The sequence below is a fragment of the Acetobacter fallax genome (assembly GCF_011516735.1).
GTDB classification, from domain to species: Bacteria; Pseudomonadota; Alphaproteobacteria; order Acetobacterales; family Acetobacteraceae; genus Acetobacter; species Acetobacter fallax.
Genome location: NZ_WOSX01000035.1, coordinates 1 through 24,242, shown reverse-complemented (window position 1 = coordinate 24,242; position 24,242 = coordinate 1). Strand labels below are relative to the sequence as shown.

The window sequence follows — 24,242 nt, the reverse complement described above, 5'->3', positions numbered from 1 at the left end:
TTAAATCAGCCGAATGGCAAAATTCAGACGATTACAAGACAAGATATCCGGAAATTCAGACACCGGACAAAGAAAAGCCGGACAGACGCACCATGCATCTCTCCGGCCTTCAGATACCCAGACAAGACCTGTCCGGAAAAAGCTTATTGAACCGATGTGATCGCGTTACGGTTCTGGCTCCACACGTCTTCGCCATCGCCGGTCGCTGTCGGACGATCCTTACCATAGGAAATCGTCGTCATACGCGAACCTGCGGCACCTTTTGCGACGAGATAATCGTGAGCGGCATTCGCGCGACGCTGACCAAGAGCAAGGTTGTATTCCTCGGTACCACGATCATCGCAGTTGCCCGCGATCTGCACGGCGACCTGCGGATACTTCGCAAGCCAGTCAGCCTGCTTGTCGAGTGTTGCTTTCGCATCGCTCGTCAGGCCACTCTGGTTAAGATCGAAGAAGACGCGATCGCCGACATTGGCAACCAGATCGGCTTCGCTTCCCGGTACCGGGCCGCTGGGCTGAACAGCCGCGCCCGTGCCTGTAGCAGCGCCGGTATTGGCGTGATCGTTCGCACAGCCAGCCAGCAGAGCTGCCACCGCGAGGGTACCGATAAGTTTCAGTCTCATTTGCGTTGATCCTGGGATCAGTTCCACAACCGGAACATAATAGGGATTAAGACACTGGGGAAAAAGCCGGATTTCTCCGATAATCTCTCATTCGCAGAACCGCACGCGAAGCACTCCGCGCGCGGCTTTTACTTCTGAAGACTATCTCTGCCTAAGCCATACCCCGAACCTCCGGTCAAGCACGTTTTCTTCCCGCTTTGCGCTTTTATCAGCCCACTATTGCAGGAAGAGAGCATCTGACCGGTCAGGCAACCTTATTTCAGACGTTCAGAGGTGACCATGTCGGGCTGGAAGCCCCCTCCGGCGTCGGAACAGCTCGTTCGTGAAATCCCGTAATGTCGATGGTATGAATGCGGGCGCTGCCGTTTTCACCACCAGTTCTCCGGCAGAATGCCAGGACGCGACCGTTCGGACAGAATGTCGGAGATTCGACCGTATAACCCTGGGTCATAATCCGCTCGCCCGTGCCGTCCGGGTTCATCACGCCCAGCGAGAACTGGCCACCGGAGATACGGGTAAACCCGATCAGGTCGCCACGCGGCGACCAGACCGAATCGCCGTAATTACCCTGACCGTAAGACAGACGCCTGACACCCCCGCCCGATGCGCTCATAATGTAGAGAGCAGGCGAACCGCCCCGGTCTGAGTTGAAAACGATCTGCGAACCATCCGGACTGAAACTGGGACTGACGTTGATGGCGCCGCCCGACGAGGTCAGCTGGCGTTTCGCGCCTGTAGCAATATTCACCGCATAAAGTTCAGATCCGCTGCCACGCGCAACCGGAACGATAATGGTGTTCCCATCCGGGCTGTAATGCGGCCCGAGCGGCACACCGTTGAAATCACCAAGAATGTGCTGCCGACCACTGGCCAGATCAAAGATATAAATACGCGGAACCGCAGTTCCATAAGACAGAAACGCGATCTGATCCCGCACAGGATTAAAGGACGGCAACTTGGTCTGGCTGCTGCTTAGCACGCGATAATTCGCGCCATCCTGGTCCATGACCGCCAGCCTCATGCGTGGCGAATGAATGGAACCCGAACGTGAGATGAACCCGACCCGGGTGTCGAAATAGCCTTTCTCGCCCAGCATGCGCTGATAAATGACATCACCGATGATGTGGGCAATACGGCGCCAGTTCGCAGCACTGGTGGTGTAGGCCGTTCCCTGGATCTGCTGGCTTGTGAGAACATCCCACAGCCGGAATTCCACGCGAACCGTGCCGGACCCGGATGCAGCACCACTGACCGCAGCGTGCGCGCCCATCGCTTTGTATGGCGCGAAATCGGGCGTGCCTGAATTCGATGAGGCCGGAATAACCTTGAAAAGACCAGTATTCGTGAGATCGTCCGTCAGAACGCCCGTGATCTGTTCACCGATTCCAGGACCGAATGACGGGATCACGATCGGAATCGGTGCAGTGCGCGCCTGATCGACCGTGATTTCTGCAGCAGGAGCATCAGCAGCCAGCGCTCCCCACGGCGTGGCCGTCAGGCCACCGGCAAGACCGGCACCCAGCAGGACGCCGCCCCCAAGCACAGAGCGACGACCGAGTCCCTGAGGCCCGAAAGTGTCCGCCAGAGCCTCCGCCTGACGATCGGAAATAAAGCTGTCGTGAGTCGAACTCATGGTCATTTTGTCCTCTCTCCTTGCTGGCCAGGCCTTACGGCCGGAAGACGAATTTCAGCTGATGCGTCTGACCCAGCAGATTTTTCGGAATGGGCAGTTTCGAGCAGGTCGGGCTGAGCACAGCCGCCCGCGCACGCTCGGCAAGAGCGCGATAGGATGGATCTGCAGTCATTTTCGCCTGCGTTTCCGGAGCAAAAGTAACGATACGAGCCTCCCCCGCGGGATCTACCGTTACGATCAGATGGGCTGAGAACGTCGCATAATCTTTCGCTGCCGTATCCTCAGTGTAACAACGACGAACCTCACCACCGATCGCGCGCTGATCGCCGGCACTCATCTTCCCCGTGACATCTCCGTCAGGCGTTCCGCCACCATCCGGCGCGCCACCCTGACGCGGATTGGCTTTCGCTTGCGGTGCATGGGTCTGCTTCGAATCCGACCGGAACGCGTCAAGCGTCTCCAGCAGGGAATGGGTGTCCGGTTCCGTCTTCTTTGCCTTGTTCGGCTGCGTGATATGCGACGGCAGCGCCGTAGCCGGCAGCGCATCCGTCGGTTGCGTCTGGGGGGACGGAGGAGCGACGGCGTGCGACTTTTGCGGCGGCGCCGGAGGTGTCGGCGGCGCTTTGATCGCATCAGGCGACGGCGCCTCGACCTTTGGCGGAATCGGGGTGTCAGGCAGCGGCGGCGTCTCTGTCTGAGGCGGAGGCGGCACAGGAGGCGGGGGCGGAGGAGGAGGCGGTGTCTCCTCTGTCGGGGCCGGTTTCGGTGGCGTCGGTGTCGGCGGCGCTTCCGTCTTCTCCGGAGCAGGCGCGGGCGCAGGCTTCGACGACGGCGTCGAAGATTTTGCTGGCGGCCCGTTATCGCTGGATGCGCCCTCGAACTCCATCTGGATCGGAGGCGGCTCAGGAGGTTCGGGCGGCTTCGGCAAAGGCGGGATCACCAGCAGAAACGCAGCCAGAACAAGCAGATGCAACGCACCGGACGCCATAAGCGAACGCTGCATAAGAATGGTATCGGAACGGCGCGGCCGAACCATGGAGTTTCTCGCTCCGACGCTCAGACCGTACCGCCAGCCGTCTTGATGCGGCAGGCAGACCGGTATGCGGGTGATAAGGGTACAGCCATGAACATGGGACTGGCTTTACTGTCCTGCAGCAGGCTGCTGCGCGAGAAGCGCGACGTGGGTGAACCCCCCCGCCGTGATCTGACCCATCACCTGCATGACTTTGCCGTAATCAATATGAGAATCGCCCCGGACAAAAATGCGGTGGCCCGCATCGTTATCGGCAGCGGCTTTCAGCTGATCGACAAGCTGATCCGGAGATACCGGGTTGTCACCGAGATAGAGTGAACCGTCCGCCTTGATCGAGACAGTGATCGGCTTTGTGTCTGTATTAACGGGCTTGGCATCCGTCTTCGGCAAATCAACATTGACGCCGCTGGTCATCATCGGAGACGTGACCATGAAGATGATGAGCAACACCAGCATCACGTCGACAAGCGGCGTGACATTGATGTCTGACATCGGCCGTTTACGACGACGCGAGCCGCCTCTTCCGCCACCTCCGAGAGACACGCCCATTGCTCAGGTCCTTTCTTCGGACTGACGGGACAGGATTGCAGCGAACTCCGTGCCGAAGCCTTCCAGCCGGTCCTGAAAATGCGAAAGCGAGTTGTTGAGCACGTTATAGGCAATCACGGCAGGAATCGCTGTTACGAGACCAATCGCGGTTGCAAACAGAGCTTCCGAAATACCCGGCGCCACAACGCTGAGATTGGTGTTGTGCATCGCAGCGATCGAACTGAACGAATGCATGATACCCCAGACCGTGCCGAACAGACCGATAAACGGCGCAACCGGACCGACGGTCGCAAGAAAAATCATCCAGCGCTCCAGACGATCCATCTCGCGGGTGATGGTAATGTTCATGGCACGGTCAACGCGCTCCTGCACACCACCATGCACCAGATCGATACCAGGAATCCGGGCTGATCGCCTCCACTCCCCCATGGCCGCACCGAACACGGCCGCCAGCGGATGTGTGGGTTTCGCGCCTTCGCTCTCATAGAGATCGTCAAGATTGCCGCCGGACCAGAACTTGTCTTCAAACGCTGTGGCCTGCCGCTCAATACGCCGCATGGTCACTATTTTGTTGAAAACGATAGCCCAGACCCCGATGCTGCTGCCAATCAGGCCGATCATCACGAGTTTAACGACGATCGACGCCTGCATGAACAGGCCCCACAGCGACAAATCCCCGGCCGCAGCCACGCCAAGATTTGCTGCGTCTACCGCTTGATCCAAAAACGCCTCCTGTCCTTACGGCCCTGCTGTCCTGCGTTCGTCGCGCCGGCCTCCCGGCCCGACTCGGCAGAACATCAAATAATGTCGCGTTCCTTACTGGCTTCCCGCGGAAAGCAGAAGAGAGCTTATACTTCTCAACACGTCATCATCGGGCACCCGGCGTTTCATCCGCGAGTCGACCGAGCAAAGCACGCCACGGTGGCGGAAATCGGGCAGCCCTGCCATCGGCGATCCTGATGCACGCCAGGCGGACATCAAGATGCACGCACAACTGCTCCCCGTGATACATCCCCTGGTCGAGACGACAACTCGCCGGTCCCTGCTCAGTCAGCCGGGTCTTCACCGTCAGAATGTCGTCGAGACGGAAAGGCGCGCGAAAATCGAGAGCCGCATTCCGCACCACAAAAGCCAGACCGTATTCACGATTGAGGTCCGAAGCCGCCATGCCGAGACTGCGAATAGCCTCTGTCCGGGCGCGCTCGCCAAATGCGAGATAGCGGGCGTGATACACAACGCCGCCGGCATCTGTGTCTTCATAATAGACGCGGAAATCGATGCTATGCGTGGTCAAGGGCCTGAGCCTCCCTGAGTGTCGTCATCGGCAAGAAGATCGAACTGACTGGCCTGCGATGAAACCGGCGGAATAAGCCCGAGATGGCGCCAGCCCCGTTCGCCCAGAACACGACCCCGGCTGGTGCGCAGCACGAGTCCTTCCTGGATCAGATAAGGTTCGATCACGTCTTCAATTGTATCACGAGCCTCCGCGAGGGCCGCGGCGAGGGTCTCGACGCCCACCGGCCCGCCATTGTGATACTCCGCGATACGCATCAGGTAACGGCGATCCATCGAGTCCAGCCCGATACTGTCCACTTCAAGCCGCGTAAGCGCAGCATCCGCGAGTTCCGCGCCGACGGGCTCTCCCGTGCGGTTGCCCACCGACGTGAAATCCCGCACGCGACGCAGTAGCCGGCCGGCGATACGGGGGGTACCGCGAGAGCGACGGGCAATTTCATAGGCCCCGGCATCGGTGAGCCCAAAACCGAGTTTGCGGGCGCCACGCGCCACAATCAGCTTCAGTTCATCCGGGGTATAGAAAACCAGGCGCAACGGAATACCGAAACGGTCCCGAAGCGGAGTAGCGAGCAGACCAGCCCGTGTAGTGGCGGCGACAAGAGTGAAAGGCGCGAGATCAATTCGCACGGATCTGGCAGCCGGACCTTCTCCGATAATAAGATCCAGCTGGAAATCCTCCATCGCGGGATAGAGAATTTCCTCAATAGCTGGCTGCAGGCGATGAATTTCATCGATGAAGAGAACATCACGCGGCTGCAGGTTGGTGAGAATGGCAGCCAGATCGCCGGCCCGCTGGATAACCGGCCCGGACGTGGCGCGGAAACCGACACCGAGTTCACGGGCGACAATCTGGGCAAGAGTGGTTTTGCCGAGACCCGGCGGGCCGTGAAGGAGAACATGGTCCAGCGCTTCATCACGGGCGCGGGCCGCCTCAATGAAAATGCCAAGATTTTCCCGGCTGGCTTTCTGCCCCGTGAAGTCCGCGAGGGTTTGCGGGCGCAGAGCGCCTTCGCCGAGATCCTCCTCAGCGCGGACCGGATCGACGGTGCGATCCATCTCCGGACGATCGCTCATCGGGCCAGTTCTTTCAGTGCACCACGAATAACCATGTCGAGTGAGACACCCTCCCCGGCCTCAGCAATGATCTTCATGACCACGGGCCAGGCCTCCGCACGACGAAAACCGAGACCGGCAAGCGCAAGAAGCGCGTCGCTTTCAATCGTAACCGGCTGGTTTGTCTGCGCGATGATTGAGGCCGTGGCCATCCCCGAACCACCACCAGGCATTTTCGGAGCCTTGTCGCGAAGTTCGGTGAGCAGGCGTTCAGCAAGACGGCCACCAACACCCGGGGCACGGGTGAGACTGGCTTTATCGGCGCTGCTGATCGCGGCGATCAGTTCGGAAGGAGACATGGTGGAGAGCAGCCCGAGGGCAACTTTGGCACCGACTCCCTGGATGCCGGTAAGCAGGCGAAACCAGTCGCGTTCAGCACTGTCGGAAAATCCATAAAGCAGGATAGCATCTTCGCGAACGACCGTCTCAACCAGCACGCGGGCAAGTTCCGGTGGCGCGGACAGTGCAGAGAGGGTCCGGGTGGAGGCGAAGACCAGATAACCCACACCGTTGACGTCGATGACGCAACGATCGGCTTCAACCTGCGTCAGAAGACCGGCGAGTGAAGCGATCATCCGACACTGTCCGGCGTGATTCCGGCGCTTACAGGGCGACGGGCGCGCGGAGCACGTGTTCCGGCAGGGCGACTCTCCACCGAGGCGCGACCGGCGGCAACACGAAGGGCACTGGCACGGAGATGCGCGTGACAGATGACCACAGCCAGAGCATCCGAAGCATCCGTACGGCTGATGGTCGCGGCAGGCAGCAGACGGCGGACCATCATTTCAACCTGCTCCTTCGTTGCTGCACCAGTGCCGACAACAGCACGTTTAACAGCCATTGCACCATATTCTGAAACAGCAAGGCCTTCCAGGGCCGGAGCCAGCAGAGCGACGCCGCGGGCATAGCCAAGTTTGAGCGTCGAAGAGCCATTGCGATTGACATACGTCTCCTCAACGGCGGCTTCCCGAGGTTTATGAGTCTGGATAAGGGCCGTCAGAGCGTCGTAAAGTGCACAGAGGCGCGCAGGCACAGGTTTATCGCCATCCGTGGCGATAACGCCATCCGCCACATGAATCAGGCGATTGCCTTCCACGTCGATGATGCCCCAGCCGGTAAAACGGAGGCCAGGGTCGATGCCAAGAAGCCGGGTGCGTGACGTCATGCCAGTGTCTTAGCCGCCACACGGCGGCTAGACCAGAGCTGTTCCTGATTTGTGCCTGCCCGACAGGACTTGCCTTACAAGCCCCGGCGACAGGTTGCGGGAGTGTGCCGGACATGGCAGCGAGAGGCGGGTGATTGCAGGCGTTTCGTCCGGCTTCATAGCAGACCGTCCGCATCGGGCGCTCTCCCTGCTCCGGTTCAGGCCTCAGCAAATTGCTGCACCGGGAACATTTTTCGGCCAGACGGAGCCGTTTCTGAAACAAACAGAGGAATCGGGTGATGGCGCGCGTCAGATGCGTGATGATGCAGAAAGACGAAAACCTGCTTCTCAACGCATGGTTCAGGTATTACGGCTACCTGTTCGGATTTGAAAATCTCGTTGTTTTGGACAACGGCTCCAGAGACCCGTCAGTGCTTGAAACGCTCCGGATGTATGAACGTGCCGGTGCCGACATTCGCCATGAGCATAACCGTATTGAAGACTTCCAGACCAAAGGCACGCACGTCAGAAATATCATCGCGGAATGGGATCTCTGCGGTGGTTATGACTTTGCTCTTCCGGTCGATTGTGACGAATTTCTCGCTGTTTACACCCCGGATGGCCTGTCATGTTCCCGAACCGCCGTTCACAGGCATTTCGATGCGCTCACGGGTATAAAACAGGCCTTCCGCTTCCGTGTGAACCTCATGAACGTGCCGGGCAGACCAGGATGCTTCCAGCCAAACCACTATCAGAAAACTTTTCTCGCAGCCGGCACTGGCACAGAACAGGTCGATCGTGGCTTTCATGCGATCACTTCGAGCGCGGAAGGAGGCTGGACGGACACGAATTTCACGTTTTTACACATGCACAACAAGCCCTTCGCAGATCTGTTGCGACATGCCCGGAACAAACTGGCAAACTCCGTTCCGCTCGATGACCCGGAGGCACTGCGAGCGCACAAAGGGCTGGGAAGTCATCTGATTCCATATTTCTTCATGACGGAACAGGACTACCACGAGCGCTTCACGAGTGGCGTTTTTCTCCGTATTCCTGGATTCGTTAACCATATGCGTGCCCTGGGGTTCTCCGATGATTACCTGGGAACTCAGGCACCCCTCGAACCATCGAATCCGACGGATGCCGTGCAGATTCTTGGCCTCAAAGCCGATGAATTTGAACACATCGTGCCATTCGACGGAGAAGCTTACCGTCGGCTCAATCCTGATGTGGCAGCGGCAGGTTTCGCGCCGCTTCGGCATTATGTTGAATATGGTATGCAGGAAGGCCGTCGGTTTACGGATTTTCAGCTTCCTCAGACAAACGACTGACTGCACGCAGGGAGTAATCCGGCATCCTGGTCACGCGTTACGCCCCTGTGGCTCAGGCGGCAGAATGATCCTTTTCCGAGGTATCATTTTCTTTTCGGCAGGTGCATTTCGCGAAAACACACTGACACCTGCCTCTCCTGGCAACCGAATCATCTACGCTGAGAATATCACCCACCAGGACAGCAAAACAATTTACCCGAATTTCAAAGTTTTATGTCTGAATGCTCATAAAACTCGTTATTTTGCCACAAAAAGGCACGAAAGTTACACATAGATACATATCTGATATTACGTAACATATTCAGTCTTGTTGACGGGCATTTTTCGGTGCCGATATCCACAGGCGTATTTACGAGCACGAAGCTCCCGGGATCGCCAGAGGATTTCATGCAGGTTTCAGTATCAGATTTTCAGACCCCGACCTCATCACGACGCCTCCCGGAATTTTCGCAGATACTGCCCCGTCTTTTCGGGGTCAGATTGCTCGGTGATATGCATGAACGGTGCTCCGAACTGGGTCTTTCTTTGCCTCAGGGACAAAAGCGCCGAAACCGGCACGAACTGATTCGTAAAGCCGGCGTTCTTTTTATTCATGTTCCGAAGAATGCAGGAACGGCTGTGTGTCGCACCCTGTATGGACAGGAACTGGAACATCGGAGCATCCGGTATTTCCGCAAAAGCATTGCCACGTTATCGGCTCTGCCAAGTGTTGCGATTATCCGTGACCCGGCAGAACGCTTTGTCTCAGCGTATCGTCATGCGCTGGGCGGCGGCGGAAGGCACCGGGATCTCGCTGAAACTTTTTCGGCCGGGTATGCAGCCTTCAAATCTATGGATGATGCTCTGGATCATGTCGAACAGGCGACCGACTGGTATCAGGTAGATCACATTTTTCGTCCGCAAAGCTGGTATGTGACTGATGGCAGCGGACGGATTCTGGTCGATCAGTTGTTTCACATCACCAATCTGCAGGCACTATCAGATCATCTGTTCCCGGACGGAAGCTCGTCCATACCCCGGCTCAATGACGCCATCACGCCGTCGGTCGCACCGACACCTCAGCAGATCAGGCGCATCCGCGCCTTATACCGGCAGGATTACGACATTCAGGCCCGCGTTCTGAATGCTGCCTGACAGCACAGCCAGTCCCCGTTCTGACTATATTTTCACATATTAATACCAGAGACTGTGAAAACTGGCCTGTGGACGAGTTCCAGACCTCTGCCCCGCCCTGCCCCTGATCCACATGATCTGGTCTCTGACAGAATCCGTCAGCGTCGGATCGTGATCCAGACCCGGCTAAAGCCGGAAGATCTCAGTCCGGCAACGGAACAACAGTGAACAATCCGGTGCCACATGCAGATACCCTCATGATCTGACGGACATATTTATCCGCAGAAGCGCCCGGTTGCCAGAATGGCCTCATTTCAGACCCTCATCAACGAACGCCCGTAGCCTGCTCACCCCCGTGCCAGACAGAGACGATCTGATCGACAGCCGTGATATCATACGTCGGGTCCGCCTTCAGAATAACCAGATCAGCACGTTTTCCAGGAGCAATAATACCGCGATCGGTCAGATGCATAAGCGCTGCTGCCTGACCCGTGGCGAGATGTATGGCTTCGGACGGAGTCAGTCCGGCACCGACAATCAGACGAAGTTCGCGATGCTCGGCGAAACCGGGAATACGCAGCGGTGTTGCGCCCGAATCAGTTCCAAACCCTACATTGACCCCGGCGCGGATAAGGATGACGAGATTTTTCTGATTCATGGCCACGGCCTTGCGTGCGGCATCGGCCAGCGGATCTGAAAGCGTTTTCTGTCGCCAGACCGGATCAGCGAACTCGGCCCGAAGTGCGGGACTGAGTCCCCGGGTCAGTTCCGGATCATTCAGAAGCTCAGGATTCTGAGCGAAAAGATAAACAGATTCATCAAGACTGATGGTGGGAATATACCAGACACCACCAGCCTTCATGGCATTGATAAGCGCACTGTCGACGGGCTGATCCCTGACACCATGGGCAAGAATGTCAGCGTGTTGTCCAACCAGTTCCTTTGCATAATGCAGATCGTGAATATGGGCCGCGACCCGAAGGTTTTCCTCATGAGAGCGCGTGATAACAGCCTGAGTGATCTCCGGTTTCATGACGGGCAGACCTGGTTTTCCAGGAACACCGTTTTTGAAATTATCAACCCATATCTTGACGAGATCAGTGCCTTCAGCAGCCATTTTATCGACATCAGCGCGCGCTTCCTGCGGAGTCACCGGACGCAGAACCTGGGAATCATCGACATGCATCATGCCAACAGGAGGTGCACCATCCGGAACCCCGATACCCTGATCGACACCGAACAGATCGGCACCCGGATTGAGACCTGCATGCTGTTCACGGCGAAGATCATCGAACAGCGGAGATTTCGTCACGCCCAGCGCGACAACGGTCGTCACACCATATTGTTCGAACTGGCGGAGCTGCCCCAGGATATTATCCCGGGTAAAATTCGCGCTGCCGGTTGTTGTTCCTGAGACAAGCCCGACATGACTGTGATCCGAGATCAGACCAGGAATCATGGTTTGTCCGGCAAGATTGACAACCCGCGCACCGGCGACTGATGGCGCCTGGGCTGAGGGTGTCACCGAAACAATTTTTCCATCCTCTACAAGAACAGCCATGTCTGTGCGGGCAGGCGCACCGGTGCCGTCAATGAGACGAACGTGCTCAAACAGCGTGGGAGAAGCCGCCGCAGATGCTGAGGCGGCGAGGCCCTGAATCAAAGCGCTCATACAAAGGAGCCGGAGTTTTTTCATCGGGCCATATCTCCGAAAATTCGTGCGTGGCAGCGCAGTCAAACAGTCCGTCAGCGTGAACGCAGTGGGGCACAGTGTCTACTCTCTGCTGATGACATGATGGAGAGCGACCGGACCGGAGATTTCTGTTTCCAGACATCATCCAGGAACCCGGAGGACGCATCATAACTGACAGGACGAACGAACCGCAGAATACGTCCGTAAAGAATGCCATCACCAGAGCAGGTAATATCCTTTTGCGCTTCGATCATGCCGGCAATGAAAGCTTCACTCCGTCCAGCCGTAATCCACGCGGCTTGCCCTGACTGCGTGCTGTCCGCTCTCCGGTTTCCCGCTCCCGACACAGCCATCGGATCGCCGTCGAAATCCCGACCCCGACCCGGCCGCTACCGAACGGGCTGATGCACCCGAGGCTCCTGATGGAACGTTTTGTGCTGACGGATGCCCAATGGGCACAGATGGAACCGCATTGTCCGGGGAAGCCGGGCAATCCCGGACGTAGTGGCCGGAACAATCGACTGTTTATGGAAGCGGTGCTCCGGATTGTGCGGACAGGCAATCCCTGACGTAACCTGCCTTCGATATCTGGCAACCGGAGCACGGCATTCCGGCGCATCGCCATACGCGCCAATAAAACAGACAAAAATTTCACCGCAATAATCTATCTCGCCGCAGCCATCATCCATTCACGATGAATCCCCACAAGCCCTAAACGCGACCCGGGAAATTTTTTGGTGCAAATATAAATAAGGACCGATCACAATTTATCCGGAAGATCCCAGGCGTAACTTTTGCAGTTTCATGCCGTAGAATACTACCCAAACAGCCAGAAGGGCACTGCCGCACATGACGTAAAGCAGCGCATCTGTATGCCATGTCTTAAACGCCATCAGAAAATGAACCGAGGCAGCGATCAGCGCAGGGTAAACAAGCCTGTGAAGACGACGCCAGTTCCGGCCCAGTTTACGGATCGACATCCTGTTGGAAGTGATTGCAAGAGGCAAAAGACAAATAAAAGCTATCATTCCGAAAATCAGGAAGGGCCGCCGCGTCAGATCGCGATAAAGAATAGCAAAATCGAACCGCAGATCGAGAACGATATAGGTCGTAACGTGCATGAAAGCATAGGCAAAGGCGAGCAATCCCAGCATACGACGATAACTGATGAGATTGACGCCGAACATCACGCGCAGCGGAGTGATTGCGAGAGAAGCAAGCAGAAAGCGAAACGCCCAGAGCCCGAGAGTATGTTCAAAACTGCGGACCGGGTCCGGCCCCAGTTCATTGCGGACACCAAGCAGAAAAAACCAGAGCGCCGGAGTAAAGCCCAGCGTATAGAGAAACAGGCTTACAACCGGCTTTCGTGCCCATCGGGATGAAACGACCAAATCAGAAACCCTCCCCGACATCCGTTTCATTGAGCCAGGCTGATTTTATCAGAATTCCTAATAATATTTTCGCAGATCCATTCCGGTATAAAGATGCGCGACCTGTTCGCCATAACCATTGAACATACGGGTAGGTTGCCTCTTTTCACCAAAGAATCCCCCACTCCCGATCACCCGTTCGCTCGCCTGACTCCAGCGTGGATGATCAACCTCCGGATTCACATTAGCATAAAAACCATATTCATCGGGTGCGAGCTGATTCCATGACGTTGGTGGCATTGTCTCAACGAGCGAGAGAGTCGTTACTGACTTGATGCCCTTGAACCCATATTTCCATGGCACCACAAGCCGCAGAGGCGCGCCATTCTGGCTGGGCAATATATCCCCGTATAGCCCGACAGCGAGAAGAGTCAGCGGGTTCATGGCTTCATCAAGCCGAAGCCCCTCCACATAAGGCCAGGAGATGCCCCCTGCCCCACCCCTTTGCCCCGGCATTTCGTCAGGTCTGAACACAGACCTGAAGGCTACGAATTTGGCTGACCCCAGAGGTTCCACCTGACGCAAAATATCTGCCAGCGGAATACCATCCCAGGGAATGACCATGGACCAGGCTTCCACACAGCGCATACGATAGACCCGGTTCTCCGGCATATGGGCAGCAATGAGCTGATCAATGTCGATGGTCAGTGGTCTGGCAACCGCCCCTTCAATGCGCAGCGTCCATGGACGGGAATGGAAATCGCCGGACAGGCGGGCCGGATCGGATTTATCGAGGCCGAATTCGTAAAAATTATTGTAATGCGTGATGTCATCCCGGGAAGTTGGCGTCTCAGAAGTCCCGAAAGGACCTGCATGCGTTTGCAGTCCAGCGGCTTTTGCGACACCCCCTGCGGCAAGAAGGCCGGCACCGGAAAGAATCGTCCGGCGTCTGAGATAATGTTCCTTCGGAGTGATTTCACCCGGAAGAGGCTGCGGGAAAGAATATGAAGCCATGGCAGTCTCTCCTGCCTGATGTACGAATACAGATGAACCTGCCCGTTTGCTGTTACTGACTACCGGACAGACACACCAGACAGCCGGGCCGTCCTGCTGTCTGGTCACAGCAGCAGAACCGTTCATGAAACACGCTGCGAGATTACAGCCTTCAGCGCAAGAGCAATAACTACGGCAAGGGCGTGGTCCTGACGTCAGGACAATCAGGCATCACCCGTATCAGCCAGTTTACGAGGAAAAGCAGCCGGACTGCAGACTGTTAGCAGGATGCCGGTTAGCGCAACAATAACGGCTGCGGGACATAGAACCGTAAAACCAGCTGCACTCAGCACGTGGCCACCAATGGCTGATCCCATCAATATTCCAAAATTACTACTGGAATTAATGGCTGCCCCCGCAACATCAGCGCTGGTAGCGCGAGCACGAATGGCTCCGGACATGACGAACGGAATCACCGCGGCATATCCGGCGCACCAGAGACCCACCGCAGCGACCGACATCCAGCCGGAAAGCAGATGATCGTAAACCAGGCTCATGCCGACCAGCATGGCGATACCGCCCCCAAACAGCCCCGCAGCAGGCAGGCTGTCCACCAGTTGCCCGGCTCCCCATAGTCCAAGTACACTCACAGCACCGGTAATGAGCAGCGCGACACTCAGCTCGCTTTCCGGGAGACCATGCGCCAGCAGAAGAGGCGACACGTATGTGTAGAGAAGGTTATGCGCGAAGAAGAAGACTGCATTAACCGCGACCACGATAGCGAAAATCCGGCCCGCATGCCGGGATCGCAATGTTGGCAGACGTGGGGTTCCACCCGCCGGCGCCCGGACACGGGGCAGAAAAAGGGCAATGAAGATGGTCAGCAGAACAGCGAGGCCGGCCATGATATAAAGTGCAGTGCGCCAGCCAGCGAAATGGCTGATGGCAGCAGCTCCAGGCACACCAAGCACAGAGCCCAGGGAAGTACCGCCGTAAACAAAGGAAATAGCGCGTCCGGTCATTCGCTCAGGAACAAGATAGGCGGCATAGGCAGATGCAATGGACATCAGTACCGCGTGCGCCATCCCGCCGATCGCGCGCCCCAGGCATAGGATCAGAAAAGTGGGTGCAACAGCAGAAATCAGATTGGAAACAATGTACCCGGCCAGACAGAGCAGCATCAGCAGCTTACGGTCCATACGACCTGTCACGATGGTGAGAGGCACGGCGCCAAAGGCCACAAGCAGGGCATAGGCACTGACCGCAAGCCCGGCCTGACCATCACTGATCCGAAAGGCCTGCGATACATCGATCAGGAGTCCGACCGGCGCGACCTCGGTTGTGACAGCGATAAATGTGGAGGCAAACAGGGCACAGAGCCCTGCAATGGCCTGACCGGAAAGTGTTTTAAAAAGCATGAATTTCCTGACAGAAGCGACGATCCTGAACGCGCCAGACGGACAATCCTTGTGACATATTTCCGGGACAGACGGGAAGCCAGATGGCAGGACCGCACGGCAGAAGAATTCAGCATCCGGACTTCGTGACTTTTACCTGATGGCAGCGCAGGCATGTCTGCCCTTAACATCCTGAAATCAGGTTCATAATGGCGTCCGCGAAAGAGACAGCAACTATGGGTGGTCTGATGTGAAGACAACAGAAAACAGCTTCTGAGGTTTGCGTCGGATTATGGGTTCTCGTCAGTGAGCACATCCAGCGAGAGGTGTGGCCAGCATGTATTTTTGAGTATCGAAACACAAACAGGGAGTCGGATCGACGGGCAGCGCACTTTATCCGGATCCGATACTGGTTATTCTGAGAGAACGGGGAGACTCCGAGCGGTCTCGCGTGCCAGCTCAGAGGCTGTTTCAAAAGCCCCCCTCGGCTGTTACGGCATCGCCCCGGCGCCGCTGCTGCCATAAAATCCGGAAATATGGTGACGTGAATCTGTATTGCGGCCCTGGCACGCTGTCAGGGCGAGAAGCAGGATCAGAGCAGTTTTCATAGCACACTCCGCAAAACGCTACGGTCTTCACCGGCAGGCAATACCTGAATCTCAGGGTTCGCCCGCCTTGTCAGGCGGAAGCAGGGTAACAAAAAGATTTGCCATCCCACCACCTGACGAAAGAAACCGCCTTAAGGCCCGGTCGATTTATTGCTGAGGCGTTGCGACCTGGGCAGCCGGAGGCGGAGAAACGACAGCAGAAGGTGATGCAGCGCTCCCCTCCTGAACGGTAACAGACGGCGATACAACACGATTCAGCACCGTGAACGAGACGGCATCCATCGTCGTGACATCAACGAGATCACCTGTTTTCAACGTTGCCAGAAGCGGCTGAAATGCTTTCTGCTGCACCGGAATCGTCAGATTTTCACCGGATGCCCGAGTAATCGTGACAATTTTCTTCGCCGCATCGACAGCGACAATACGAACACGCCTCCGCCTGAAGGAAATCAGAGTTCCATGCGGATGACGGTTCCTGAATCCATGTGCTGCCGAGACGGTCGAAACCGGCGGAGGACTGTCAGGCTCTGCGAGCGTGGCATCCAGCGTCTGAAAGAATCGAAGCCTGATCTGATCGCCTGGCTGCAGCTTCGGCAGATTATGAGTGTCCCGCGGAATTTCGATGGTAACGAGGCCACCATCGTTATCCCGCAGCAAAAGGTCACCCTCTCCCGAATCGATTGTTTCAACAGTGGCAACGGTTGTCTGATTTCCCGTGATGGCGGCCTGTGCACGGGCCGTACCAATGTGCAGCGAACCAGCACCAGACAAGGCAAAAGCCGCCAGAAAGGCGTAGCGGTATCGCTTAACGGGGGAAGTGAAGGCTCCGGGAATCATGGCTTTCCTGCTATCCGTCTTGTTCAGTCTGCCACACGTTACAGCGTCTTGCAGGGAGTAGCCACTCCCTGCAAGGCAAGCTGACAACCCTGCCATCCGCGCCTGACACTACAGCTTCCTGGCCCGTGATATTTCCGGATTTTAGTGATCAGGAATTGTTCACCTCGCTGTGACGGATGCATCGCAGCATGAAAGTCATTCCAGAATGTGATTATTTATAATTATACCAATATTCTGAATACATAAAATAATTTTATACATATACAATATTACAATATTTAAACATAATTTTTTATTGTTAAAATATATTAGTGGCCCCCCATAAAACAGCCCATGAGTCCACCTGTCATCGCCAAAACTCCGGGCCACGCCGTCAGGACAATAATCTGTATTGATAACGGCCACACAGAGTCTCTCCCGACACAAAAAAGCCGCCCAAAAGGGCGGCTTTCATTGGATCAGTTGGATCAGCCGGCTGCTGGACGGTGATCCCATGCGTTACCGACGGGCCAGGAAGCCTGAGCATAAACCTGTCCGTAACCATGAACTTCGGAGAGGAACGTACGATCCCCGTCGAGTTCGATTTTCACAGTCGGAGCGAGCGTTCCGCCAATCCGGAAAGTATCCGGATTATTCGGATCAGTTCCGGATGCAGGCAGTGTGTCAATGAATGCCTGCACATAACCATCCGGATCCACAAAATGCGAGTAGGTCTCGTATGGAGCTGCCGACGGATTACCAAGCACGAGACCGGACGAATTCAGAGGCTTATAGGGCCCGAAAATTCCGTTTTCGGAGACGAAACCATAAACACCATCCGGTCCTGAGAGACCGCCAGTATAAGTACTGTGATGACTGATCGTAAACAGATAGGTCAGATCACCTTTGAACACGACATGGGGACGTTCCATCTGGTCATTCACGCCAAGAGCCGTCACCAGCGGGGCAAGTTGCGTCCACTGATCGCGCGAGAAATCCCCACGCTTATAAGCACCATCATTCAGAACCGCGATCCCGATTGATGCTGCGCCATACTGGGCGCCAGCAGAGACAGTGAACCCGGGAGGAATAGTTCCCTGTTCATCACTGCCGATCGTAAAGTCACCACGCATTCCGGCAACATTACTCTCGTAAATACAATAGATGCGACCATCTGTCGGGTTCACAAATGGATGTGGATCACGGAAATCAAAATACGGATCCTGCTGCGCGTTGGCATTATGCACGCCATCTGCAGAGAACATTTCTGTCGTGGTCTCGAACCCGCCAAACCAGATGCCATTTTCATCGGCATAAATCTGACCACTCGAAACAGATGGAACGGACTGATTAATCGGAGAGTCTGCTTCAGATGTGTAGAACATATCTACAACATTTCCGGTTCCTTCACGCATGATAAGTCCACCGGACCATTCATGCGGACGAAGATCAGCTTCTGTTTTGAGGAGACGCCCACCCCACTGCCAGTCATCACCGTTTCCGGTTTTTGAATACCAGTATCCAATATAGGCCCGATTATTTCGGGAATGCCATTCGTCGTAAATATTTGTGTCTGTGAGATCGATTTTATCAACCGCAAGCGACCAGATAACGTGCCATCCTTTAAATGTGACTGTCTGCCCATGGATGTTTCTCAGTGCACCTGTATCCCAGATCATCACCGCCTCATCCATGGTCGGAAAATTCTGATCAATGACAGGCATGGTCGTTGTCGGGTCGTCAGCGTGAACTTTCAGCGCATCGGCGATTGTCCACCGTGACGTGTAGGAAGTCATTTATTTCTCCGAATAGAGCTTTGCCGGATATCGACAAGGAGAATGATGCCTGTCTTTACGAAGATCTTTTCTGGCGCAGTTCTGTATTTGTTTGCGATTCAGAGTTCTGGCGCGGCTCCACTGAATTCAGAACCATTGGGGTGACGCTGGAGGCGAATTGTGATTCACCGTTTCTGTTGATGGAGACGGTGATGACGCAAGCGTTTGATGACGATCTCAGGCTCAGGACTCATTCTTTAAGCCAGAAGATGAAGCTTGCTGCGATATGGATAGCGGAGATGAATGTATGAGCACATCTGTCATATCTGGTGGCAACACGCCGCCAGTCTTTCAGCTTTGCGACCATGTTTTCGATCAGGTGGCGCTTTTTATACAGATGCCAGTCGTAAGGCGGCTTTGATTTCCGGTTTTTCTTCGGCGGGATACAGGCGGTGATATTCCGGTCTGCAAGAGACTGCCAGATCCTGTTGCTGTCGTATCCCCGGTCTCCGAGAACTTCTTCTGTTTCATCGGGCAGATCCGCCAGCAGAACATCAGCGCCTCTGAAATCACTCACCTGGCCCGCTGTCAGATACAGTCGGACAGGATGCCCCTGACTATCGCATACAGAGTGAAGCTTTGAGTCCAGTCCGCCTTTTGTCCGTCCGATATGGCGGGGAAAAGCCCCTTTCTGAGCAGGGAGACCGCTGTCCGGTGAGCCTTGAGATGTATCGCATCAATCATCAGGCGCTTCGACCGGCCTGCCCGCTCCGTCAGGGCGACAGAGATCCGGTCAAAGACACCCGGGCGGCTCCACCGGATAAAGCGATTGTATCAAGTCTTGTGCAGACCATAGGCTTGCGGTGCGTCTTTCCACTGAAGACCGTTGCGGATCACGTAAACGATCCCGCTCAGAACCCGCCGGTCATCCACAGGCGGAACCCCATGCGCCAGAGGAAAAAACGGCCTGATCCGTTCCATCTGGCGTTCGGACAGCAAAAACAACTCACTCACTGGCCCACCCTCCATCGGGAAACCTGTGAATCACAACACCACGCTCAGTTCAATAAATTAATGGGTCCTGAGCCTGGAACACTTCAATCGAATCCAACCGATACACCAGCGAAAATTCCAAATCCGTCACCTGGCTGCATCACGGCAAGCTGTTGCCCGGCTGCGATATATCCAGGAACGACAATGGAAGCATAGTGTGTATTGGCAAGGTTGTTAAATGACAGGAATATTTCCCGATGTTTTTTCAGCCAGGAGTAGCCGATATTAGCATTAAAAATATGATAGGAAGGCGCGAAATAAGTGTCATCATAAGATCCTGAAACCTTTGATGATACCTGCGCATTAAAGCCCGCATAAAAACCATTATGTAAATCAAGGTGTATTTCTCCCTGATAAAAATGCTGAGGAATACCCGGCAACTTATTATGTCCAAACACAGCATCATGATTGTAGTGGAAATCCTGATATGTGTAGGCCTGTCGCAGAGACAGTTTGCTGCCCGCACCCCATTTCAGCAATGTTGTCTCCAGTGAAAATTCAACCCCCTGATGTGTTGTTGGAGATGCATTCGAATACGTCGCATTCCCGTAAAGTTGTGATAAAGGAGTCATGACTGACAAAAGTTCATTATGAACGGCAGAATGATAATAGGTCAGACTCCATTTATTCTGTGCGTAATTCCCGGTTGTACCAATTTCAAAGGTCGTTGCTGTCTGATTTTTCAAAGCAACACCACCCGAATTCAGATTCTGAGCCGGACCTGATGTATATACGGGCCCGGAAAGAAGCTGCCAGTCATTGGCAGGCTGAAGACTGCGGCTAACGTTTCCGTATACTTCAACATGCGGCGAAATCACGTATCGAAACCCACCTCGCGGTGCGAAGTTTACAGATGACGTTCCAATTGAACTCTGGGTTGGATATGTGACAGATGTTGATCTCTGCACGAATCCCAGCGCGCCGGCTGCTGTCAGCCAGAAATTATGAAATATCTCAGTATTATTCCGAATATGAAAGTAATTATCCGTTCCACCGTAGGTTGCATGATGCAACATAAAGCCGACCGGAAGGCCTGCATACAGACCCGTTGAAGACCTGACCCTTAAAGATCGCCATGCATCCAGATCAGTATAGGTATCGATCCCGAAAAGAGTATCGCTCTTATGGCCAGCGATAACGTCCTGCCGGGAATATTTCAGTACGCCGGCAATGGTTTTATATCCCCAGAGACTCGCAGACGTGCCTGTTTCAATATCAATCGGAGCATCCTGATAATCAAAGCCCAGTTGAAGCCTGGAATGATCATCAATCTCGATGGTTGTCATATCACCATACCATTTCGATCCGGGCTGGATGCGACGGGCGTGCAAACTGACATACAGAGCCTGAGCCTGTTTTGGATTATCCAGAATCTGATCGCGTGTCAGGTATCCCGGATACCCGTTTTGTGTCTGACGATAGCGGAAGAAAATACGTGTAGAAATCCGATCATTAAACCGGTAACCAAAATTGGCATTAACGCCAAAACTGGTTGCCTGCGTCTGTTGCTGATATCCGCCACGGTAGGAGTTGGTGAGACTGATATAATAATCTGCCTTACCAATCACTTTTCCCGAACTAAGCTGCTCTTTATGATAGCCAAAACTACCGGCCTCGACCCGCGCCTGATAAGGCTGGGCATCATAGCCAGTCTGCGTGACATAATTGATTCCGCCACCGAGCTGGAGACCGCCGTAGTCGAAAGCATTGGCGCCTCTTAGCACTTCTGTATATCTGATACCCAGTGTTTCAAACAGTTCATATGGTGTACCCGCCGGTGTTGTTACAGGCAGACCGTCGAACATGAGCAGGACGCCCGAACGAAAATAATTCGTTCCCGTCTGAATGCCAGAACCGCGAATAGACAAACGGACACCATCTCCGCCGCCCGAAGACTGAGCGAATACACCAGGTTGAAATGCCAGAGCATCAGCGTTGGTAAAATTCCGTCCCTTAAGCACCTCTTTCGCATCGATGACGCTTGTACCACCCGGAATACTGGACAGGCTTAACAGCGCGCGATCAACAGGAGTTCTGCGTCGTCCGGCCACTGAAACTTTCTCTGTGTTTTCTGCTGCATATGGCGTCAGAAAACCGGGTTTAGGTGATGACTCTTTCAATGACACCTTCCCAGTCATGGCATTGTTCTTACTATCCCGAGGTGATGACCCCGCTACATGTTTCACATTCTGTTTGACCGGTAACTGACGATCTGCTCCCCACCCCTTCTGAGGAACCAGGAGAGTCACGCAACCTGTTGTAATAAGGCAGAACACCAGACATCCTTTCAAATTATTCCAGTCGACTGGTGACGGATGCGCCATCAAACCATTGACTGGTGCAATAAGAAAACGAAGTTTAGCTATATTACACTTAATCATAGTTTAATCCAGAGAATAGCGCATAAAACACGATGCTTTATCGTTTTACGATATGACGAACAGAACGAAACCGTCAACTTGAATCGTGAAATTGAGTTTCGACTATTTATTTGTTTCAGGGAGCCTGTCTTGTGATGTTTTGAGGCACTGCATGTGATAATAAAGAGTGCTGGACTACTGAGGGGTCATACGCGCTTTCGCCCGCATCAGATCGAAACGAAGATCGCCTCTCCTCCTGTCACTCAGTCTGGTTAATTGAAGCGAATATACCCCAGGCATTTCGCCCCGTCGTCTTGCTGATCAGCCATCATGAAAAGGATCATTCGCATAATTAATGATCAAAAAATCAAGAATCAGTGACGGGTAATAATATGTCTTGCGCTACCACTCACTCAACCGCTGCAACAATGAATCGCGTCATCTGTCCTCTTCCAGGAAAAACGTCATGCAGTAATAGTTGATGAGAATAACCCGTGAGATCACCAGATCTGGCACGACTGGCTCTTTTCCGCATTCAGGGAAATGAGCTCGCTGCGTAAAAAAAGCAAGGCTTGCGCGACGCCCGAAATTGATAGTTTTACGGGTAAGATAACGGCGCGACGACACCGACATCTCACTGCATTCAAAAACTGGCTTTCAGATCAACAATATAGCTACGCATCGGAAAGGGATGATATTCATAATATCTGGCATTATTGATATTATCGATCCCGGCGTCGAAGCTTAGCGGCCCTTTGGCACGCCAGTGAACATGTACGTCCATAACAAGAAACTTGTCGAACGCACCGAAAACGTGACTGACACGGTCAGTATTGTCCAGAGTGGAATACATCTTACCCTGATACCGAAGGGCCGCCGAAAGATCGAGGCGTGATGTCGCATGCCACGTTGCCTGCACCGTATCACGCCAGTTCGGCACGTAGGGCACATGCTTGCCGGTCGCAGTCGTGCCAGTCGAGCTCCGGAAACCCGGATCGGAGAGAATGCAGGAATCAACGTAGGTCACACTGTTCGAGAGATCGAGTCCTCTGAAGAGCACATCACGCTGGTTTACCACGAACTCCACGCCACGATTGCGCACCTCATTCGCATTCTGGAACGTGGTGGTATAGATGTTGTTCAGAAGTGTGCTTTGCGAAATCAACGCATTATGCGTGTTTTCCTGGAACAGCGACAGGCGCAAGCTACTGTTTTGCGTGTGCCGCTCGATCATGGCCTCACCTGAAAAAACCTGTTCGGGCTTCAGATTGGCATTCGGGACGGCGTAAGTGCCTCCGGTTGAAACGATCTGGTACAGTTCGGACACAGTCGGATAACGCCATGCTTCACCAAAGGATAGTTTCGTGGTCCAGTTTGGATTGATTTGCCAGGCCAGCGTCGCCTTCGGCGAGAAATTGGTTGAATGTTGCGACGGCCGACTGGCAGCAACCTGCCCGGCAAGATTGAATCCGTCGGCTGCCCGCCAGAATTCCACTCGTCCTCCGACCGTCAAAGTGAATTTTGGCGCGAATTTCCATACTTCCTGCGCCCAGAGACCGTAAGTCGTCGTCGTGCCCCTTCCTTCGGTATAAAGCGTGCCGTTTTCTGTGTCCCGTGAAGAGCTCCAGTTGTCTGTCCTGTAAGTCGGGTTCCGGAGGTCATACTGGTCCCGATGGCCACCGAAACTGAGCTCATGCGCATCGCCCACACCATTGGGGCGCCAGATCCCCTTGATGTCAGCCGTCGTCCAGCCAGAACCATCCATGCGCGCGATGTAGCCGTTCGGCATGAAAGTTGTGCCGCTGATTACTCCTGCCGGGTTGCGCTGGATATCCTTCAGATAATCATAATCCGAAAAAATGACTTCGCCATCCCAGTGGCCTTTCGTGCTGGTTTTCAGCGAGACCGTGTTCATCAGATGCTCTTCGTTATAAGTGTACGTATCGTTGGCAAAACCGGATACGCCCCCGAAGGTCGCCGCGCCGGATGCACTGGTGAGGTAAGTCTGGGACCGGGCGCGCGTCTCGTTGTTCCAGAAGCCTGTCGTGTAGTTCAGGCGGAGCCAGTTCGTGAAATCATAGGCAAGCCGCAGCGTCACGTTATCCGTCGTGCTATGCTGCAGGCCTCCCGCCCCCACGACATTGGCAACTGTCCCGGTTTTACTCAGCGCACTGATCCCGCCTGTCGTTCCGGAAGGGATGGTCGGGCTGGTAACGAAGAAGAGCGGCTGGCTAAGAGCCTGAATCAGAAAGCGGTTTGATTGATTTTTCGCAGAACTCTGCGGATATGGGCAATCATCAACCATGCGCAGGATGACGAGATTGTTGTCTCGACATCCTTCG

20 protein-coding genes and 2 pseudogenes are annotated in these 24,242 nt (G+C 54.7%); 3 read left to right on the top strand and 19 right to left on the bottom strand.

From position 1 onward, the window contains the following. Window positions 1-143: 143 nt before the first annotated feature. The 9 genes from pal to ruvC all read right to left on the bottom strand — a co-directional run bounded on the left by pal (window position 144) and on the right by ruvC (window position 7,412). Window positions 144-623 (bottom strand): peptidoglycan-associated lipoprotein Pal, encoded by a 480-nt coding sequence (gene pal, locus GOB85_RS14440; RefSeq protein ID WP_173578208.1) that lies wholly within the window; start codon window positions 621-623, stop codon window positions 144-146. A gap of 259 nt (window positions 624-882) precedes the next feature. Next, on the bottom strand, window positions 883-2,256 hold the full coding sequence (gene tolB / locus GOB85_RS14435; protein ID WP_408737078.1) for a Tol-Pal system protein TolB: 1,374 nt from the start codon (window positions 2,254-2,256) through the stop codon (window positions 883-885). Between the two features lie 34 nt (window positions 2,257-2,290). Further along, on the bottom strand, window positions 2,291-3,292 hold the full coding sequence (locus tag GOB85_RS14430) for an energy transducer TonB (protein ID WP_173578206.1): 1,002 nt from the start codon (window positions 3,290-3,292) through the stop codon (window positions 2,291-2,293). Window positions 3,293-3,397: 105 nt separating this feature from the next. Next, entirely contained in the window at window positions 3,398-3,838 is a 441-nt protein-coding gene (tolR, locus tag GOB85_RS14425; protein ID WP_173578205.1) for a protein TolR, read from the bottom strand. 3 nt (window positions 3,839-3,841) lie between these two features. Then, window positions 3,842-4,561, bottom strand: coding sequence for a protein TolQ (tolQ, locus tag GOB85_RS14420; RefSeq protein WP_173578204.1), 720 nt, complete (start codon window positions 4,559-4,561; stop codon window positions 3,842-3,844). 145 nt (window positions 4,562-4,706) lie between these two features. Then, complete coding sequence (ybgC, locus tag GOB85_RS14415) at window positions 4,707-5,132, bottom strand: tol-pal system-associated acyl-CoA thioesterase (RefSeq protein WP_173578203.1); 426 nt, start codon at window positions 5,130-5,132, stop codon at window positions 4,707-4,709. Further along, complete coding sequence (gene ruvB, locus GOB85_RS14410; RefSeq protein ID WP_173578202.1) at window positions 5,129-6,208, bottom strand: Holliday junction branch migration DNA helicase RuvB; 1,080 nt, start codon at window positions 6,206-6,208, stop codon at window positions 5,129-5,131. Before ruvB ends, ybgC begins: the two co-directional genes overlap by 4 nt. Then, the gene (ruvA, locus tag GOB85_RS14405; RefSeq protein WP_173578201.1) at window positions 6,205-6,822 is read right to left on the bottom strand and encodes a Holliday junction branch migration protein RuvA; all 618 of its coding nucleotides are present in this window, start codon (window positions 6,820-6,822) and stop codon (window positions 6,205-6,207) included. The genes ruvB and ruvA overlap by 4 nt, the downstream gene beginning before the upstream one ends. Continuing rightward, on the bottom strand, window positions 6,819-7,412 hold the full coding sequence (ruvC, locus tag GOB85_RS14400; RefSeq protein WP_173578200.1) for a crossover junction endodeoxyribonuclease RuvC: 594 nt from the start codon (window positions 7,410-7,412) through the stop codon (window positions 6,819-6,821). Before ruvC ends, ruvA begins: the two co-directional genes overlap by 4 nt. 278 nt (window positions 7,413-7,690) lie before the next feature. On the opposite strand from ruvC, the gene GOB85_RS14395 reads away from it, so the two are divergent. Beyond that, window positions 7,691-8,722: a glycosyltransferase family 2 protein gene (locus GOB85_RS14395; protein WP_173578199.1), complete on the top strand. Its 1,032-nt coding sequence runs from the start codon at window positions 7,691-7,693 to the stop codon at window positions 8,720-8,722. Window positions 8,723-9,109: 387 nt separating this feature from the next. After that, complete coding sequence (locus GOB85_RS14390) at window positions 9,110-9,856, top strand: sulfotransferase family 2 domain-containing protein (protein WP_173578198.1); 747 nt, start codon at window positions 9,110-9,112, stop codon at window positions 9,854-9,856. A gap of 304 nt (window positions 9,857-10,160) precedes the next feature. Here the strand turns inward: GOB85_RS14390 and GOB85_RS14385 are convergent, their stop codons facing one another. Further along, window positions 10,161-11,507, bottom strand: a complete 1,347-nt coding sequence (locus tag GOB85_RS14385; RefSeq protein ID WP_242011531.1) for an amidohydrolase family protein — start codon at window positions 11,505-11,507, stop codon at window positions 10,161-10,163. A gap of 443 nt (window positions 11,508-11,950) precedes the next feature. Here GOB85_RS14385 and GOB85_RS14380 point away from each other — a divergent pair, with 443 nt between their 5' ends. Beyond that, window positions 11,951-12,097 carry a transposase gene (locus GOB85_RS14380; RefSeq protein ID WP_206752298.1) on the top strand — a complete coding sequence of 49 codons (147 nt, stop codon included), beginning with the start codon at window positions 11,951-11,953 and terminating at the stop codon, window positions 12,095-12,097. A 198-nt stretch (window positions 12,098-12,295) separates the two neighbouring features. Here the strand turns inward: GOB85_RS14380 and msrQ are convergent, their stop codons facing one another. The 9 genes and pseudogenes from msrQ to GOB85_RS14335 form a co-directional block, all read right to left on the bottom strand. Continuing rightward, window positions 12,296-12,919 (bottom strand): protein-methionine-sulfoxide reductase heme-binding subunit MsrQ, encoded by a 624-nt coding sequence (gene msrQ, locus GOB85_RS14375; RefSeq protein WP_242011530.1) that lies wholly within the window; start codon window positions 12,917-12,919, stop codon window positions 12,296-12,298. 57 nt (window positions 12,920-12,976) lie between these two features. Then, the gene (msrP, locus tag GOB85_RS14370) at window positions 12,977-13,912 is read right to left on the bottom strand and encodes a protein-methionine-sulfoxide reductase catalytic subunit MsrP (protein ID WP_173578194.1); all 936 of its coding nucleotides are present in this window, start codon (window positions 13,910-13,912) and stop codon (window positions 12,977-12,979) included. 203 nt (window positions 13,913-14,115) lie between these two features. Continuing rightward, the gene (locus GOB85_RS14365) at window positions 14,116-15,309 is read right to left on the bottom strand and encodes an MFS transporter (protein ID WP_173578193.1); all 1,194 of its coding nucleotides are present in this window, start codon (window positions 15,307-15,309) and stop codon (window positions 14,116-14,118) included. A gap of 734 nt (window positions 15,310-16,043) precedes the next feature. After that, complete coding sequence (locus GOB85_RS14360) at window positions 16,044-16,733, bottom strand: preprotein translocase subunit YajC (RefSeq protein ID WP_242011529.1); 690 nt, start codon at window positions 16,731-16,733, stop codon at window positions 16,044-16,046. 467 nt (window positions 16,734-17,200) lie between these two features. Next, window positions 17,201-18,508: a glycoside hydrolase family 68 protein gene (locus GOB85_RS14355; RefSeq protein WP_173578192.1), complete on the bottom strand. Its 1,308-nt coding sequence runs from the start codon at window positions 18,506-18,508 to the stop codon at window positions 17,201-17,203. Window positions 18,509-18,737: 229 nt separating this feature from the next. Beyond that, window positions 18,738-19,501: pseudogene (locus tag GOB85_RS14350) on the bottom strand (IS5 family transposase). An 83-nt stretch (window positions 19,502-19,584) separates the two neighbouring features. After that, window positions 19,585-21,921, bottom strand: a complete 2,337-nt coding sequence (locus GOB85_RS14345) for a TonB-dependent receptor family protein (protein ID WP_242011528.1) — start codon at window positions 21,919-21,921, stop codon at window positions 19,585-19,587. A gap of 622 nt (window positions 21,922-22,543) precedes the next feature. Further along, window positions 22,544-23,998: a TonB-dependent receptor gene (locus GOB85_RS14340; protein ID WP_338421756.1), complete on the bottom strand. Its 1,455-nt coding sequence runs from the start codon at window positions 23,996-23,998 to the stop codon at window positions 22,544-22,546. Between the two features lie 146 nt (window positions 23,999-24,144). Next, window positions 24,145-24,242, bottom strand: a pseudogene (locus GOB85_RS14335) (IS5/IS1182 family transposase); the annotation flags it as partial.

What these genes read in the sequence shown, in the direction of transcription:
- pal (WP_173578208.1), bottom strand. Translation starts at nt 623, where the DNA reads ATGAGACTGAAACTTATCGGTACCCTCGCGGTGGCAGCTCTGCTGGCT.
- tolB (WP_408737078.1), bottom strand. Translation starts at nt 2,256, where the DNA reads ATGAGTTCGACTCACGACAGCTTTATTTCCGATCGTCAGGCGGAGGCT.
- GOB85_RS14430 (WP_173578206.1), bottom strand. Translation starts at nt 3,292, where the DNA reads ATGGTTCGGCCGCGCCGTTCCGATACCATTCTTATGCAGCGTTCGCTT.
- tolR (WP_173578205.1), bottom strand. Translation starts at nt 3,838, where the DNA reads ATGGGCGTGTCTCTCGGAGGTGGCGGAAGAGGCGGCTCGCGTCGTCGT.
- ruvB (WP_173578202.1), bottom strand. Translation starts at nt 6,208, where the DNA reads ATGAGCGATCGTCCGGAGATGGATCGCACCGTCGATCCGGTCCGCGCT.
- ruvA (WP_173578201.1), bottom strand. Translation starts at nt 6,822, where the DNA reads ATGATCGCTTCACTCGCCGGTCTTCTGACGCAGGTTGAAGCCGATCGT.
- ruvC (WP_173578200.1), bottom strand. Translation starts at nt 7,412, where the DNA reads ATGACGTCACGCACCCGGCTTCTTGGCATCGACCCTGGCCTCCGTTTT.
- GOB85_RS14395 (WP_173578199.1), top strand. Translation starts at nt 7,691, where the DNA reads ATGGCGCGCGTCAGATGCGTGATGATGCAGAAAGACGAAAACCTGCTT.
- GOB85_RS14390 (WP_173578198.1), top strand. Translation starts at nt 9,110, where the DNA reads ATGCAGGTTTCAGTATCAGATTTTCAGACCCCGACCTCATCACGACGC.
- GOB85_RS14385 (WP_242011531.1), bottom strand. Translation starts at nt 11,507, where the DNA reads ATGAGCGCTTTGATTCAGGGCCTCGCCGCCTCAGCATCTGCGGCGGCT.
- GOB85_RS14380 (WP_206752298.1), top strand. Translation starts at nt 11,951, where the DNA reads ATGGAACGTTTTGTGCTGACGGATGCCCAATGGGCACAGATGGAACCG.
- msrP (WP_173578194.1), bottom strand. Translation starts at nt 13,912, where the DNA reads ATGGCTTCATATTCTTTCCCGCAGCCTCTTCCGGGTGAAATCACTCCG.
- GOB85_RS14365 (WP_173578193.1), bottom strand. Translation starts at nt 15,309, where the DNA reads ATGCTTTTTAAAACACTTTCCGGTCAGGCCATTGCAGGGCTCTGTGCC.
- GOB85_RS14360 (WP_242011529.1), bottom strand. Translation starts at nt 16,733, where the DNA reads ATGATTCCCGGAGCCTTCACTTCCCCCGTTAAGCGATACCGCTACGCC.
- GOB85_RS14355 (WP_173578192.1), bottom strand. Translation starts at nt 18,508, where the DNA reads ATGACTTCCTACACGTCACGGTGGACAATCGCCGATGCGCTGAAAGTT.
- GOB85_RS14345 (WP_242011528.1), bottom strand. Translation starts at nt 21,921, where the DNA reads ATGATTAAGTGTAATATAGCTAAACTTCGTTTTCTTATTGCACCAGTC.